8 protein-coding genes are annotated in these 15,568 nt (G+C 68.6%); 4 read left to right on the top strand and 4 right to left on the bottom strand.

The genetic code is table 11. From position 1 onward, the window contains the following. Window positions 1-241 precede the first annotated feature (241 nt). Window positions 242-6,553 (bottom strand): M4 family metallopeptidase, encoded by a 6,312-nt coding sequence (locus tag WMF29_RS18520; RefSeq protein ID WP_437330110.1) that lies wholly within the window; start codon window positions 6,551-6,553, stop codon window positions 242-244. Window positions 6,554-7,035: 482 nt separating this feature from the next. Between WMF29_RS18520 and WMF29_RS18515 the strand changes: the two genes are divergently transcribed. Both WMF29_RS18515 and WMF29_RS18510 read left to right on the top strand, forming a co-directional pair. After that, complete coding sequence (locus WMF29_RS18515) at window positions 7,036-8,646, top strand: sulfatase-like hydrolase/transferase (protein ID WP_437330109.1); 1,611 nt, start codon at window positions 7,036-7,038, stop codon at window positions 8,644-8,646. 59 nt (window positions 8,647-8,705) lie between these two features. Then, complete coding sequence (locus tag WMF29_RS18510; protein WP_437330108.1) at window positions 8,706-9,059, top strand: hypothetical protein; 354 nt, start codon at window positions 8,706-8,708, stop codon at window positions 9,057-9,059. Window positions 9,060-9,145: 86 nt separating this feature from the next. Here WMF29_RS18510 and WMF29_RS18505 read toward each other — a convergent pair whose 3' ends face one another. After that, window positions 9,146-10,369: an MFS transporter gene (locus WMF29_RS18505; RefSeq protein WP_437330107.1), complete on the bottom strand. Its 1,224-nt coding sequence runs from the start codon at window positions 10,367-10,369 to the stop codon at window positions 9,146-9,148. Between the two features lie 207 nt (window positions 10,370-10,576). On the opposite strand from WMF29_RS18505, the gene WMF29_RS18500 reads away from it, so the two are divergent. Beyond that, window positions 10,577-11,707, top strand: coding sequence for a pirin family protein (locus WMF29_RS18500; protein WP_272098811.1), 1,131 nt, complete (start codon window positions 10,577-10,579; stop codon window positions 11,705-11,707). Between the two features lie 34 nt (window positions 11,708-11,741). Here the strand turns inward: WMF29_RS18500 and WMF29_RS18495 are convergent, their stop codons facing one another. Next, on the bottom strand, window positions 11,742-12,731 hold the full coding sequence (locus WMF29_RS18495) for a helix-turn-helix transcriptional regulator (RefSeq protein ID WP_272098809.1): 990 nt from the start codon (window positions 12,729-12,731) through the stop codon (window positions 11,742-11,744). A 115-nt stretch (window positions 12,732-12,846) separates the two neighbouring features. After that, window positions 12,847-13,764, bottom strand: a complete 918-nt coding sequence (locus WMF29_RS18490) for an SMP-30/gluconolactonase/LRE family protein (RefSeq protein ID WP_437330106.1) — start codon at window positions 13,762-13,764, stop codon at window positions 12,847-12,849. A gap of 635 nt (window positions 13,765-14,399) precedes the next feature. Between WMF29_RS18490 and WMF29_RS18485 the strand changes: the two genes are divergently transcribed. Continuing rightward, window positions 14,400-15,404, top strand: coding sequence for a PAS domain-containing protein (locus tag WMF29_RS18485; RefSeq protein ID WP_437330105.1), 1,005 nt, complete (start codon window positions 14,400-14,402; stop codon window positions 15,402-15,404). The last annotated feature ends 164 nt before the right edge of the window (window positions 15,405-15,568 follow it).

Raw genomic sequence — 15,568 nt, 5'->3', positions numbered from 1 at the left:
GCAAAGCCAGTAGGGTACACCTATACGGTAGGATGCCTTCCGCTTGGTGCTACGTCGCGGCAATCGCAGGCGTTTCAGGCGTGGAAGACCTGCCTGATCACATAAGGCCCGTTCTGTCAATGAGCTCGTACGGTCGGACTGCACGAGTCAGGAACGGCTCCGAGAATCTTGACTTTGCGAAACACCTTTGCCTGTTTTATCCGCTCGAGTGTATCTCCGACAGAGCTGACCGCGCCGCGCGCTATTGCCACATCGTGTAGATCACCGATTCCTCGCCGATCGGACCCACGTCGCCACAATGGTTCACGGCCTGGACCGTGACGCCGATCGCTCCGCAGGGGCTCGCGGTCGGTTGGAAGCCCGGGAGGACCCCGGTGGCGCCGCTGCCCGCGGTCTGCTTCTCGTTGATACCTGGCGCATAGGTGACGATGTAATAAGCCGGTTCGCCGGTGCTCGGGACTTCCCAGGTGATGAGCCCGTTCCCGAGCTTGCCGAAGAGGTCGGGCAAGCCACAAGCCGTGTGGGGAACCCCATTTTCGTCTGCGTAGTGCGGCTCTCCGAAGGCGTTGACCGGACCCGTGATCGTGACGGGAGCAATGGGACCGCAAGGCGACTCGCACGTGCCGTCCTGGCAGGTGTCGTTGGCGACGTTGCAAGCGTTCCCCGTGGCGCAACAAGGCCCTCCGTGCCCGCCGCAGCTGCGGCAACGGTTCGTGCTGCCCTCGTTCACGCAGACAGCGGTACCGGGACATAGCTCCGGCCCGTCGCAGCAGACCTTGTCTTGCCCACAGTCGCGACAGGTGCCGGCGTCACACCCGAGCGTGCTCCCGTTGCACCACTGACCGCTGACGCCGTTGCAGCAGGGCTGGTTCCGGCCACCGCAGCTCTGGCAGACCCCGTTCGCGCTGCAGTGTGCGGCCTGGGTGTCGTCGCAAGGATGAGACGGGTCCGGGCAACACACCTCGCCGAGCGCGCCGCACGAGTGGACGTGCACGGTCTTCGAGACCTCGTGGACCGCGCCGAGACCGTCGTAGGGCGGATCCCCCTGCGGGTTGACCTCCGGGCTGTTGTAGGTCGCGGCAGAGATCGTGAAGTCGTTGCCTTCGAGGACCCCCGTCGCCGAGAACTCGATCACGCAGTCGTAGAGGTCACGGTAGTAGGGGCCGGTCTCCTCGCACAGGCTGCGATCGAGCGTGACGGGGTGCGACGAATCGATCACGAGCTGCCCGTCGGGGACGTACTCCACCTCGATCGTGCCGTGTATCGTCTGACCGACCGCGATGCTGCTTCCGCTCTCCGGATGGGTAAACGTGATGACGGGCTCGGAGGGGCCGCTCGTGTAGCAGAGCAGCGGAGCCGTGGGCACGAAGGGCTGCCGGCTCCATACCTTTCCTGGATGCTCGGGATCCTCGAGCACCGACCACGCGGTCCAGCAGTAGCGTCCACGCGCCGCGAGTCGACCTTCGACTTCGACGTCGGACTCGCTGGTGAACACCCCTGGGACGGTTTCGTCCGCCGGGCCGTAGTCGCAGAAACTGAAGTAGCAGTTCGCCGGGACTTTGAGCCCGGTCGGCTCCCAGGGGTAGTTCCCGATCCGGAGGTCGTAACCGAGCACACGCGGGTCGGGCTCCCACGAGAACGTCACCGGTTGATCGTACGAGTCGCCTCCGATCGGCGACGGATCGCGGTTCTCCGTGTAGAAGAGCTGGACGCCCGGCTCGCGCTCCTGGAGACCGGCGAGCTTGTAGTAGAACCGACTCCCGACCAGCGTGCTTTCGTGGCCGTCGGTGGAGACGGCGGTGACGTCCCAGCAGTAACCCGTGGGGTTACGAATTCCGGGGATCACCACGGTCGTCGATGTGTCGCACGAGAAGCTTTGATTGCAGAGCTCATCGAGCGTCGTCGTATGTGCGATCGTGCCGTAGTCGCATCGGTCCGACTCGTCGATCGGGTAGAACCGAAGGCGGTGAAAGTGCGTACCCGGTGCGGCGTACCACGCTAGCTCGGGCTGCGGTCCGAAGTAATCGAAGTACGGGTAGGTCGGCGGACGGAGGTTCGTGGGAGCGTCGAGAGACCGCGTGCGGACGACCTGTGCGAAGCAGGGACCGACAGCCGGCTCGCCGAACATGTTCTCGGGTCCGATCGGCTGCACGTTGACCCAGTACTCGTGATCCGGTTGGAGATCTTCGAACTCCGCCGTGGAGTTTTGTGGAACGGGCTCATCGTCGACCGGGAGCTTGACCCGCTCGATGATCTCTTCTTGCGCCGCAGGATCGGGCTCGCACTTCGTGTCGTGCTCGCTCAGCTGGACCTTGAAGTGCCGGGCGCCCGAGATCTGCTCCGGGATGACCTCGTAGTGGCCGGGCGGCACGTCTTCCAGGAACCCGGTGTTGATCCTGCTTACCGCCGGACGATCGCCGGTCGTGAACCAGTGAACAGAGTCACATTTCCCCCAGGGCTCGCTCGAGTGGGGGCGGACTCGCCAATAGTAGGTCTGTCCAGGCTCGAGCGCGATGGTCAGCGTCCCCACGGTGTCCATGGGCGCGTTGGGATTGGGCGGACCACCGGGGATTTGAGTGCGCGGCAGCTGCGCGTTCGGCACGGTCCGCGAGATCAATGGCGTGTTCGGGGCGTCGATCGAGCTGTCGAACGAGCCCACGAGATCGATCTGGATGTCACTGTCGGCGGCGTACTCGGGGAGGCTCCACTGGATGTCGAGCCACGGGTTCACGTTCTTGGCGTCGCGCCGAGGCGTGAGGAACGGGTCGGCGCCCTCCCCGTACTTCTCCCAGACATTCACCGCGTGCCATGCGTCCCTGACGGTGTCCGTGAGCGCGCCGTCGCCGTGAAGCTGCTTCGACGCGGAGATGGTGGCGTTCGCCAGGTCGCGGAAGTCGCCGTCCGGGATGTAGAGGTGATCGCGCAAGGCCACGAACAGGATTTCGGTGGCGAGGTCGACGGCCTTCTTGGGGTCGGGATCGAGCGGCGGCACCGAACCGCCGCAGCCCTGCCCCGCGGTGGAACCGCCGCGGCTCAGCAAGTAGAACCAATAGTTCGAGACGCCCGCGTTGGTGTGCTCGTCGCAAGCGACACCGTCGAAGCACCAGTTCGGACCTTCGTAGATGTAAGGCTGTCCGGTGGCGGCCGGAGCATGCAGCCAACGCATGCAGTCGGTCTCGACGTCGCGCGGGCCTAGGCACCACAGGCTCGGTTCGTCATTTCGCACGGCGTATTCGGCGGCGCTCCCGAAGATGTCCGCCACGCTCTCGTTCAGCGAGAACGATTCGGGAGTCCGGAACGTGTACCCGAGGTGGTCCCAGACCCCGTGCATGAATTCGTGACAGACGAAGTCGATCATCGCTCCGCCGGAAAAGGTCGGATTGACCAGGATCGCCGGATGACGACTGTCGCTGCTCGACGCGTAGGCGCCGGCCCAATATTCGAGGTTCGGAACGAGGCGGAACTCCAGAGGCACCTTCCCCCGGCCGTCCATGCCCGACCATTGGGCGCCGCTGTGACCCAGGGGGCTCGGGCGATTCGCGAAATAGTTGATGCACGACTCGCCCGCCAGCTGGAGCTGCGCCGCCATGTAGGTATCGGGGTCCCAGCTCGGACCGCCTTGATCGCCGGGGAGCTTGACCACGTTCGGGAAGAGCTGCCCAGGGCAGAGCGTGAACTGCGGAGGACGACCGTCGGGGACACCAGAGATCGGCTCGCCGCCGCGAGAATCGAGCGTGAACACCCGCGGCCCGTTCGGCTGCATGTACTCGGTGACGTAGAACGTGGTGGGATCGAAGTCACCGTGCTGCTGCTGCACCGTGTTCAGGGTGACCGGCATCACCGAGGAGAGCGGCTCCGGCTTGACGAGCGTGTTCACGTCGATCGACTGGCAGACCTCTTGCTCGCCCTGGAGCGACTGCAGCACCACGCCGCTCGTCGCGTCGACGTCGACGTAGCGCCGGATGAAGGATTGCGAATCCTCGAGCGCGAAGCGGTACGCGAGCTTGAACGCCTTGGTCCCGTCGAACGTGGGGACGAGCGCGAGCTCGGCGGGCGCGCTGGTGGTGGGCACGTTGACTTCGGCCCGTGCGACGCTGAGCGCGGCGGCCTCGCTCACCACGGCGTTACCGGGCGGCGTCACGTCCGTCGCCGCGCGCCCCGTCACGTGGAGCACGCGGCCGGTCGTGCGATCGCGCTGCACCGAGTAGCCGTAGCCGGAGATCGAGACACCGTTGATCTTCTGTCGATAGAAGACCGACTCTGCGTTCGACGCGAAGCCGGTTTCCCGAACCGGCCCTTCGGGAGCGAAGCTGTCGATGCCGGGACGCAGCCCGAGCGCGGAGAGCCGCTCGCGGAAGAGCTCATCGGCCTGCCAGGAGATGGTTTCAGCGAACTCGAGCGCGGCGACCTTGTGGTTGCGCGGATCGTGGCGAAGCTCCGAGGTCTCGTAAGCCAGCACCGGGCCGTCCGCGGGTGACAGGCTCAGGAACGCGAGCCGCGCGGGCTCAGCGAGACACTCGTTCCCCGCAGTGAGCGGCGCGTCGTCGACGCGGAGCTCGTAGCGGCAGCCCGGCAAGAAGGGGTCATTGTCGTTGCTGAAGCGGACGCTCTTTCCGTCGCTGCCGACCGCCGTCACCTCGAGCGCCACGTCGTGCGTGCAACCCGCCTTGAGGACCTCTGCGGGGCAGCTCACCGACAGGATCTGGACCGCCGAGCGCGCTCGATCGAGTGACACCGGCTCGTTGAACGTGAAGGTGAAATCTTCCACCGGTTCGACGCGCTTGCCGGTGCCGAGCGCCTCCTCACGCTCGAAGAGCGCTCGAGTCACCCCCTGGTGCGCGACGATCTCGAGGTCGTGACCCGTGCACTCGGCGGAGCCCGCGTCACGAAATTCGCTGTGCCGGCAAGAGCTCCGGTCCCTGGGAGGAGCCTCCACGATCACGCCGGCGTCGACCGTGATGTTCTTCGCGAAGAAGGCGGCCACGTGCTTCTCTCCGTTCAGCGGGGCGAGCACGAGGTCGGCGTCAGGAGCGATCAGAGTCCCCTGGAATGGGCTCTCGAAATGCACCTCTCCCGCGCCCAGCACCCCGAGCGTCAGCTCGGCGGGCACGCTGGTCGAGGTCACGCTGCCGCGGAAGGCGAACGGCGCGTTCACGAAGATGCGGACCGGCCCCTTCCGCTCGTTGAGCACGAACGCGGAGCCGGGTTCGACGGCGTCGAGGGCGTCGAAATAGTAGTCGCCGCTCGAGAGCAGGAGCCGCGCCCCGGGCTGCAGGCTCAGGTGCCCATAACCGCCGGGGGCGAGCGGATGGCTCTGGTCCAGTTCCACCGTGACATTCGGCTGCGCCAGCGCGGGAAAATCGAATGTGATCGTGTGCTCTACCAGCGGCTCGAAGAGGTACGCCGAGATGCCGTCACCCACCGACGCGCTGCTCGAGACGGTGGAGCCCGCTCCCGTTCGCAGCATGCCCTGCAAGACGGAGCGATCCCCCACCGTGACGAGCGGTTTCGAGTACACGTCGGTGAAGGAGGCGTCGTTGCCGATGTGCGTCCAGGTAGCGCCCACGTTCGCGACGGGCGCGCGCACCGTCACTTGATCGCGAAGATCGAGCTCACCGTTCGCCACCACCGCATAAGCTGGGTAGCTCGTGGCCCGCGGCACGCGAATCGTCAGGTCCTCGCGGCAGCTCGAGGGATCGTCCTCCAGGGGATAGTCGCAGACACCGCTAACCCAATCGCACTCTCCCGCGTCGTGACAGCGACTGGCTGGAGCGCACGCGACGGGGTTCGAGCCCACGCAGGCGCCAGCGGAGCAAGCGTCCACCTGGGTGCAGGCGTTGCCGTCACTGCACGCGCTGCCGTTCGGTCGAGGCAGGTGACGGACACCGAGGAGCGGATCGCAGCTGTCGTCGGTGCAGGGGTTATTGTCGTCGATCACCGGGTTCGAGTCGCAGACGGTGCCGAACGTCAGCTGGTCGAGCAGGTACGCCTGAGTCGCGGTGGTCGGGACATTGATCGCGATCCGAAACTGGAGATCCGTGTAGTTGTTGTTCAGCTGCGCCTTCAAGGCGTTCGACAGCGTGAACTGAACGCGCTGAAACTGGCCAGGACCGCTGAGCGCCACGGTCCCGACCACCTGGCTGTAGATGCCGACCGAAGGGGCGTTGATGCTGAGCTGCGTGTCTCCGAGCCAGCCCGTGGATCCCGCAGGGATGCGCACGGAGTATCCGAACGAGTTCGGGGCGGCTTGCTCCTTATCGAGCACGCGGCTCTCCACCTGCATCCAGCCGCCCTTCGTCACCGAGAGCGACGAGCTGCCCTCGGTGTGAGTCGTGCTGAGCGCGAGCGTCGGCGTGCTGCCGCCCCATACGTGCCAATCCGACAGCGACTCGAAGCCGAGGGTGCGGATCATCGTGGCCGACAGCGCGCCGCTCTGGCTCTCGAGCGCCTCGCCGGTATCCGGGCGCGCACTCGAGCAACCTGCGAGCGCAAAGCCCGCAAAAACGCAGCACACGAACTTCAGAGGACGGAGAAATCCCTCCGCAATCGACATCACGAACCTCCCGAGAAAATCACCCTAACATGTGATGCCGCGAATTGGGGAATCGAAATCGAACTCCATTGCTTCCAGTAGGGTACAGCTATACGGTAGGATGCCTTCCGCCTGCCACGTCGCGGTAATCCCAGGCGTTTCAGGCGTGGAAGACCTACCTGATCGCAAGGCCCGTTCTGTCAATGAGCTCGTACAGTCGGACTGCACGAGCCCCTCTGTGCCAATATGTGGGAGACAGGCGTTCCCCTGAAAACCCAGGGTGAGCGGGCGGTGGGGTCCCCGCTCGCTTCCTCGCCGCGCCGTCGCGAGCCCCGCGCCGCGGCTACGGCAACTCGAGCTGCGTCTCGACGAACCTGCGCCGGGGCCCGCGACGAGGTGGCCTCGGGCACGAGCGTGGGCCACCGCGCGGCCGACGCGACGCTGGCCACCGCCGGCGCCCTCCCTTATGCTCGCGACGCCGCGACACAACGCCGGGAGGCTTCATGGTCCATCGTCGCCCCAACATCCTCGTCGTCATGACCGACGAAGAGCGTTATCCCCCGGTCTACGAGACCGACGCCATCCGAGAGTTCCGTCGGACCGAGCTCCCCGGCCAGCAAGAGATCCGCACCAGGAGCACCGAATTCCACCGCCACTACGCGGCGTCCACCGCCTGCTCTCCGAGCCGCGCCTCCCTCTTCACGGGCCACTACCCGACGCTCCACGGGGTGCGCGCCACCGACGGCGCCGCCAAATCGGCCTTCGATCCAGCCATGTTCTGGCTCGAACCGAACACCGTCCCCACCATGGGCAATTACTTCCGCAAGGCCGGGTACCGCACGTTCTACCGCGGCAAATGGCATATCTCCCACGCCGACCTCACGGCGCCCGACACGCGCTCGCCCCTAGCCTCGAGCGACGACCAAGGCGCGATCATCGAGTCGATCACCAGGCTCTATCAGGGCGCCGATCGCCTCGCGCCCTTCGGGTTTCAGGGGTGGATCGGCCCGGAGCCGCATGGCATGGCGCGGTCGAACTGCGGCCTCCTCCGCGACCCGCTGTACGGCGATCAAGTCGACGCCCTCTTCGGCGAGCTCGAGGCGAGCGCGGACGACGCGCCGTGGCTCCTGGTCGCGCCGTTCGTGAACCCCCACGATATCGTGCTCTTCGGCGCGCTCTGGCTCTCTTTTGGCTATCCCTTTCACGACGACACCGTGCCCGAGATCCCCGAGCCGCCCACCCAGGGCGAGCCCCTCCGCACGAAGCCGAGCTGTCAGGCGGATTACGTCGATAAGTATGGCAAGTTCATGGCGCCCCAGCCGCAGATACCGGCCTATCGACGATTCTATTATTACCTCCATAAGCTCGTCGATCGAGAGGTGCAGCGCGTCTTCCGGAGGCTGCAAGCGTCGCGCTTCCGCGACGACACCATCGTCGTCTACACGTCGGATCACGGCGACATGCTCGGGGCGCACGGGGGCATGCACCAGAAATGGCACAACGCCTACGATGAGTCCCTCCGCGTCCCCCTCTTGATCAGCGGGCCAGGCATCCCCGCGGACGCGCGCGTCGATCACCCGACGAGCCACGTCGATCTCCTGCCCACCCTCCTCGGGCTCGCCGGGATCGACGCCGAGGCGATCCGCGCGTCGCTCGCCAAAGACCACACGGAGGCGCAGCCGCTCGTGGGCAGGGACCTCTCGGGCGCCCTGCGCGGCGGCGCGCTGAAGGACGATCCGATCTACTTCATGACCGAGGACGAGGTCTCGGAGGGGCTCGATCAGACGACGCTCATCGGCCGGACGTACGAGGCCGTCCAAGAGCCCGCAAAGGTGGAGGCGGTCGTGGCGCGCCTCGACGCCGGCGACGGGCCGCGGCTCTGGAAATACGGGCGATCTTACACGCGATCGCTCATCGGCGACCCCACCGCGGAGAGCTCGGGGCGGGATCGATCCGAATATGAGCTGTACGACCTCGACGCCGATCCGCTGGAGACGAACAACCTGGCCCATCGGGGCAACGGTACGCGCGCATCCCGCGCCGCCGAGGAGCGCCTCGAGGCGGTCCTGTCCGGGCAGCGCGCGGAGAAGGCGCTGCATCCGAAGCACCGATGATGCCCCGGAACCTTCTCGCCCCGCGCATGTCATGAGCGCTATCCAAGGAGGTCTTCGTCATGGCTGAAGCTTTCCGCATGGGCGGCTGGGGCATGGTTCCCACGCTCGTCTTCGGGCTCCTGCTCCTCGCCGCGTCGATCCGTTATGCCGTCTCGCCCGAGCGGCGCTTCGTACCCCTCCAGGTGAGCCTCGGTATCCTGACGCTGGTGGCCGGCGGGCTCGGGTTCGTCAGCGGCACCATCAAATCGCTCACGTACATCGGCGCGGTGGACCCCGACGCGCGCTGGATCTGGCTCGTCGGCATCGGCGAGTCGCTCAACAACATCGGGCTCGCGCTCGCGCTCCTCGTCCTCTCGTCCATCGCCGCCACCGTGGGGGCTTACCGCTTCTCGCAGATGGAGCCTGCCCGCTGACGGGGAGGCGTCCTGCTGCGGTCTCCAGCCCATCCCGCCGCCGACGCCGCGCCGACGCCGCGCTCGTCCGCCGTCGGCCAGCAGCCTCAGGGGGCCGGGCGCCCGGCCGCCGCGAGCGTGACGCGCCGCTCGATCCCCAGGAACAGCAGCGGCAGCGCCACCGTGAACACGATCGACAGCCCCGCGACGACCGGCATGCCGTCGAGGCGGTGGTCCGGCAGCTCGTGGAGCAGCCTGGCCGACGAGAACGCGGCGAGCGCGGACGCCATGTGCTGCACGGCCGACTGCATCGAGGTGAAGCGCGCTCGCTCGGCGGGGCGCGGCACCTTCGACGTCAGCGTGTTGTGCGAGACGTTGCGGAACGTCATGCCCAGCATGAAGACGATGAAGATGGCGAGCACCGGCAGCCCCGGCGTATACGAGACGAACCCCGCGTACAGGACGCTCACGAGCACCACCGCCCCCACCGAGCCCGTCTGGAACGCGCCGAAGCGGTCCACCAACGGGCCCACGGCGCGCATCGCGAAGAAGCTCACAAGGCCCCCCACGAAGTAGAGCAGCCCGAGCCGCTCGCGCGGATACCCGAGGTTGTACTGCACGTACGCAGAGATGTTGGGGATCACCAGGAACGACGCCACCGTCAGGATCGCCGTCGTCGCATACGAGAGCAGCACGATCGGCCGGCCGAGGAGCGCGCCGAGATCGCCGAGCGAGCTGCCGGACGGCCGCGCGTCGGTCAGGTGATCCCGCATCGACGGCAGGAGGAAGATCGCGAGCCCGGCGACGAGCAGCCCGAGCGCCGCGACCGCGAAGAACGGCAGCGGAAAGCCCCCGCGACGCGCGAGCTCCAGCCCGGCGGGGACGCCGAGCACCGAGGCGACCGAGAACGAGGCCATCACGACGCCCATCGCCTTGCCGCGCCGCTCGGGCGGGATGACGTCGGCGACGATCGAGAACGAGACGGATGTCGCGGGCCCGCCGAACGCCCCCGCGAGCACGCGCGCCGCCATGAGGCTCGGGAGCCCCGTCGCGAAGCCCCCGGCCGCCGTGCCGGCGACGAGGCCGAGCATCGCCACGGCGAGCGCGCTGCGGCGGTCGAAGCGGTCGAGGAAGAACGCGCCGGCGAGGCCCGAGATCGCGGCCGCCGCCGTGTAGCTGCCGCCGATGAAGCCGATGCTGGACATCGGGATGCCGAGGGCGACCGCGAAGTCGGGCCCGAGCGGCATCACCATCACGAAGTCGAGGATGTTGATGAACTGGACCGCTGCGACAAGGAAGATGATGCTCGATTCGGAGCGCTGTCTGGACACGAGGGTTGACTCTAGTCGACTCCGAGCGCGCCCGCCCCGCCTCGACGCGAAAAAGCGCCGCGACACGCCGCGCCCATGCCCTCGCGCGCACCCTCACCGCTCCCCTGCTCACCTCGGCTCGCGCGTCGCGCGGGTTGCTCCCGGCGCAACGCCACGTTGCGCGCTCGCACCGTTGTCCCTCCATGAGGTCCACCTTACGATGAGATGATGAGCCCCATGGATCGCCGCACCGCCCTCGGCGCCCTCGCCGCAACGCCCGTCGTCGCCGCGTGCGACCCCTCCCCGCCCTCGCCCGAGCGCACCGACGAAGCCGCGCTCGCCGCGGCGGACGTCGTCCGCGACGTGGCGCCGCTCGGGTTCCCCTGGGAGACGCTCGACCCCTTCCTGTTCTGCGTCCACCACGACGACGCGTATCCGGCCGGCAACGAGCGGATGGGGCCGGCCGCGTCGCTCGCGGGCCGCGCCATCGGGCGCGACTTCGCGGGCAAGGACGGCTGGCGCATGTACCACGGCGACGTGGTCCCCGGCTTCCCGCAGCACCCGCACCGCGGCTTCGAGACCGTGACGGTCGTGCGGCGCGGGCTCGTCGATCACGCGGACTCGCTCGGCGCGGCCGCGCGCTACGGCCGCGGCGATGTCCAGTGGCTCACGGCGGGGGGCGGCATCGTCCACGCGGAGATGTTCCCGCTCGTCGAGAAGGACGGGCCCAACCCGCTCGAGCTCTTCCAGATCTGGCTCAACCTGCCGCGCGCCGACAAGCTCGCCGAGCCGCACTTCGTGATGCTGTGGGGCGACACGATCCCCAGGCAGATCGCGCGCGACGCCGCGGGCAAGGCGACCGAGATCACGATCGTCGCCGGCCGCCTCGGCGAGCTCCGCCCGCCGGCCCCGCCGCCGAGGTCGTGGGCGGCGCGCGCGGCGTCCGACGTGGCGATCTGGACGCTCAAGATGGCCCCGGGCGCGCGGTTCACGCTGCCGGCCGCCTCCCCCGGCACGAACCGCGCGCTCTACTTCTTCCGCGGCGCCGAGCTGCGCGTCGGCGCCCGCCGCGTCCCCGCGGCCCACAGGATCACGCTCCGCGACGGCGCCGCCGCGCTGCTCGAGAACGGCCCCGACGAGGCCGAGCTCCTGCTCCTCCAGGGCCAGCCCATCGGCGAGCCCGTCGCGCAACACGGCCCCTTCGTGATGACCTCGATGGCGGAGGTCCAGCAGGCCTTCCTCGACTACCGGCGGACGGGCTTCGGCGGATGGCCGTGGCCGAGCGACGGCCCGGTCCACGGACGCGCGGAAGGCCGCTTCGCGCGCTACCCCGACGGCCGCATCGACAAGGCGGGCTGAGCCCCTCGCCACCGCGTGCCGGCGCGCCGATCCCTCACCTCGCGTCGAGCTCGGGCTCCTCGCTCCAGCAGTCGTTCGCGCTCGCCCGGTGTCGCGCGCGGTACTCCGAGGGGCTGACCCCCTCGGAGCGCCGGAACTGCTCGGCGAAGCGCGACGCCGAGTCGTAGCCGCAGGCCGTCGCGACCTCCAGCACGCCGTGGCGGCCCGAGCGCAGGAGCGCCTTGGCGAGATCGAGGCGCTCCTTCCACAGGAGGGCCCTGAACGAGACCCCCTTCGCGCCGAGCCGGCGGCGCAGCGTCGCGTCGCTCACCCCGAGCGCGCGCGCGACCTCCGGGGCCGCCCACGGGCGCGCCGGATCGCGGCGCACGAGCGCCCGCACCGCGAGCGTCGGATCGAGCGCCAGCGTCGACGAGGCGGCGCGCGCCTCGTCGAGCTGCTCCCTGTGCTGCAGGAGCAGGGTCAGGATGAGATCCTCCAGCCGGTGCTCGATGAGCAGCGCGTGCGCGCCGGGCAGGAGGAGCGTGTTCACGAGGTGGATCAGCGCCTGGATCGACGGCATCGCGGAGCGCAGCAGGTGCGGCCGGTCCGCCTCGAAGCCGCCGAGCCCCCGCTGGACGCAGAGCGTGGGATAGCGGCGCTGGAGCCGCTCGTCGACCTCGCTCAAGAGCTCGATCGTGAACGAGCGGTACGCGCCGCGCTCCGGATCGGGCTCGTTCACCAGCTCGAGGGGGATGCCCTGCGGCACGAGCAGTATCTGCCCCTCCCGGGCGACGAGGCGCGTGTTGCCGTCCGGGCCGTCGAGGAAGATCCGCTTCGCGCCGTCGAGGATGAGCACGACGAGCGGCCGGGAGAGCCGCTGTATCGTTATCCGCTCGCGCGTGCGGGTGAAGACGCCGAGCCATCGGGCCAGGCCGGCGCCGCTCGCCGAGGACGTGCGCTCCAGGCGGGAGATGGCCTCTCTGAGCGCGCCCCAGGCCTGGGCTTGGTCGGTGGGCTCGAGCAGTCGGGTGAGATGGGTCTTCATCGTCGCTCCTGATTGAAAAGGGCGCGTCTCTCGCCGCGGAGACACAGCGCGGGGCCGGCCTGGGCGGCGCAGCGTAACCGCGCCGCCCCTCGGCCCAAAGCGCTGCTCCGCCGGCTCACTTCACGTCGAGCAGGACGATCTCGCCGTCGTTGAAGAGCGGGACGAGCAGGCGATCTCTCGCGCGGTCCCAGCCGAGATCGGCGGGGCTCGGGAGATCCGCCGCGAGCGTGGAGACGCGCGGCGCCGCGTCCCCGGCGGGGTCGATCTCGAAGACGGCGCCCGCGTCCCAGCTCGACACGAGGAGCCGGCCGTCGTCGAGGCGCACGAGGCCGTCCAGCGTGCCTGCGGGCAGGGAGATCTCGCGCCGGAGCTGCCCCGAGGCGTCGAGCGCGTCGACCCGCGCTGCGCCGAGGTAAGCCACCCAGATCTCGCCTTCCGCGCACGCCACGCCGTTCGGGTGCGGCAGCGCGGGATCCGCGATCAACCGGGAGACCTCCCCGCCCGGATCGACCGAGACGAGCGCATCGGTGCCGATCGAGGCGAACGCGCCGTCCTCGATGGCCACGCCGGAGTCCGAGACCACGATCGACCCGTCGGGCATGGCCGCGACGTCGTTGAGCAAGCCCGCGCCGGCCACCTCGATGTCCTCGATCGGCGCGCCGTCGCTCGCGTCGAAGACGCGGATCGCGTCGATATCGGCCACATAGAGCCTGCCGCCCGCGATGGCCATGCCCTTCGGGGCGTTCAGCGTCACGCCCTCCGACGCGCCGTCGATCCATGTCAAATCGAGGACCTCGCCGTCCGGCGAGACGCGCGAGATGAACGCGCGATCGTCCTTCTCGACGGGTGAGCCGACGATGTTCGAGACCAGGTAAACGTCGCGCTCCTCGTCGTGGAGCACGGACTCGGGCGTGCTGAAGCCGCCGACGCGGCGGAGCTCCGGCGCGGCCGGGGCGTCGCTCTCGGCGCACGCCGGGAGGACGGCAGAGAGGCAGGCGAGGACCGCGGCGAGGCGTTTCGGTTGCGTTTTCATGGTGTGCACTCTCGTGTGAACGGGCCGGCAACGCGCCGGCTGGTGCGCCTACCCTGCGCCCGCTCGCCGCGCGGCGCGCGCCCGCGGCGCTCATTGGTACGCCCGAAACGCTCACGCGCCGCGGTTGGCGCGCGCCGCTGCCGGCCAAGGCGCAAGGCCCTCGCGCAGACCGCGGGGGGCCACTGCCGACCACGGCGCGTCTCGACCAGGGAAGAACCGATCGTTCAAGGCGCCTCCGTCGTTCCACCCGAGGGGAATCGAGACACGCGAGACAACGAATCTCACGTCCACGCCGCCTCATCGGTCACGCGCGGCGCACATGCATCGTCCGCGCTGAACGAGGCAGATTCGCGCTCTCCGCAGATCCGGTCGTGACGAATCATCATGGGTCCAGCTCGAACGGCACGTAACGACGCGCAACAACGCATAACTCCGCGCAACAACGCATAACTCCGCGCAAGGAGCGCGCTCGCCCTCTGCAGGGGCGAGGAACGTCTTGGTCGACATCCACGGCACCTGCCGGCGTACACGGGCGGCACGCCGTGAGTCGACAACGGACATCGAGCACTTGACAAGTGTTGCGCCCCCGACAATCATGCGTCCGCTGTGGCCCGGCCGACACGTGGTACCCCGTAATGCAGTGTCTTTCAGACCCAGATAGCGAGACGCCGCTGCCCGAGCAGGTCGCGGCGCTCCGCAGGCGCGTCGCGGAGCTCGAGCAGGCGCTGGCCGAGGCGCAGCGACCGGGCGCGGCGGCGAGCGAGGCGAGGCCAGCCGAGCAGGAGCACGGGCCCCTGGCCAGCTTCTTCGCGGCAGACGCCTCGGGGTACGCCGCGATGCTCGACGCGATCCCGGCGATGGTGTTCTTCAAGGCCCGGGACCACCGGTACCTCGCCGTCAACAAGGCCTATGCGCAGCACTATCGCCTCTCGAGCGACAGGATCGTCGGGAAGCGCGACGAGGAGATATTCGTCGACGAGGTCGCGCGCAGCTACCGCGAGAACGACGAGATCATCATGTCCGAGGGGATCCCGCGGCTCAACGTGGAGCTCCGGTGGAAGCTCGAGGACGGGAGCGACGGCTGGACGCTGGAGAACAACGTCCCGTTCCGCGACGCGAGCGGGCGTGTGATCGGGATGGTCGGGGTCGTGGTTGACATGACCGCACGAAAGAGGACGGAAGAGGCGCTGCGGAGCACCGAGGCCGATCTCCTCACCATCCAGTCGCGCCTCCTCGAGACGATCGCCGCGCTCTCGACGCCGGTCCTGCCCATCGATCACGGGGTCATCGTCGTGCCGCTCATCGGCCATCTCGACACGATGCGGGGCTCCCAGCTCATGGCGGCCCTCCTGCAAGGCGTGGAGCGCCACGACGCCGAGTTCGTGATCGTCGATCTCACCGGCGTCCCGATGATCGACAGCGCCGTCGCGCTCCACCTCCTGCGCGCGGTGCAGGCCGTGGGCCTGCTCGGCGCCGAGAGCGTCCTGGTGGGGATGTCGGCCAGCACCGCCGCGGCGCTCTCGAGCCTCGGCGAGACACTGGAGGGGATCGTCCTCCTGAGAGATCTCCGGGCCGGCGTGCGTTACGCGATGGCGCGGCGGAAGCAGTTGACCGGCATGCGGCCAATGGCGCCACCGTAGACGACAGGCGACGTCGAGCGGCGCCGAGAGACCTCTCCCCCTCCCCCCTCGCACCTTGTTCCACGCAGCGGGCGACCTCACGCCCTCTCGAAGCGCTCACGCACCGAGGTCTCGCTTGACCCTCCGGCGAGGCGTCGGTTAAATTCCGTTCAGCCTTTTAGCGC

The organism is Sorangium sp. So ce381 (assembly GCF_051473845.1).
GTDB lineage: Bacteria > Myxococcota_A > Polyangia > Polyangiales > Polyangiaceae > Sorangium > Sorangium atrum.
This window is presented reverse-complemented; position numbering and strand designations above follow the sequence as displayed.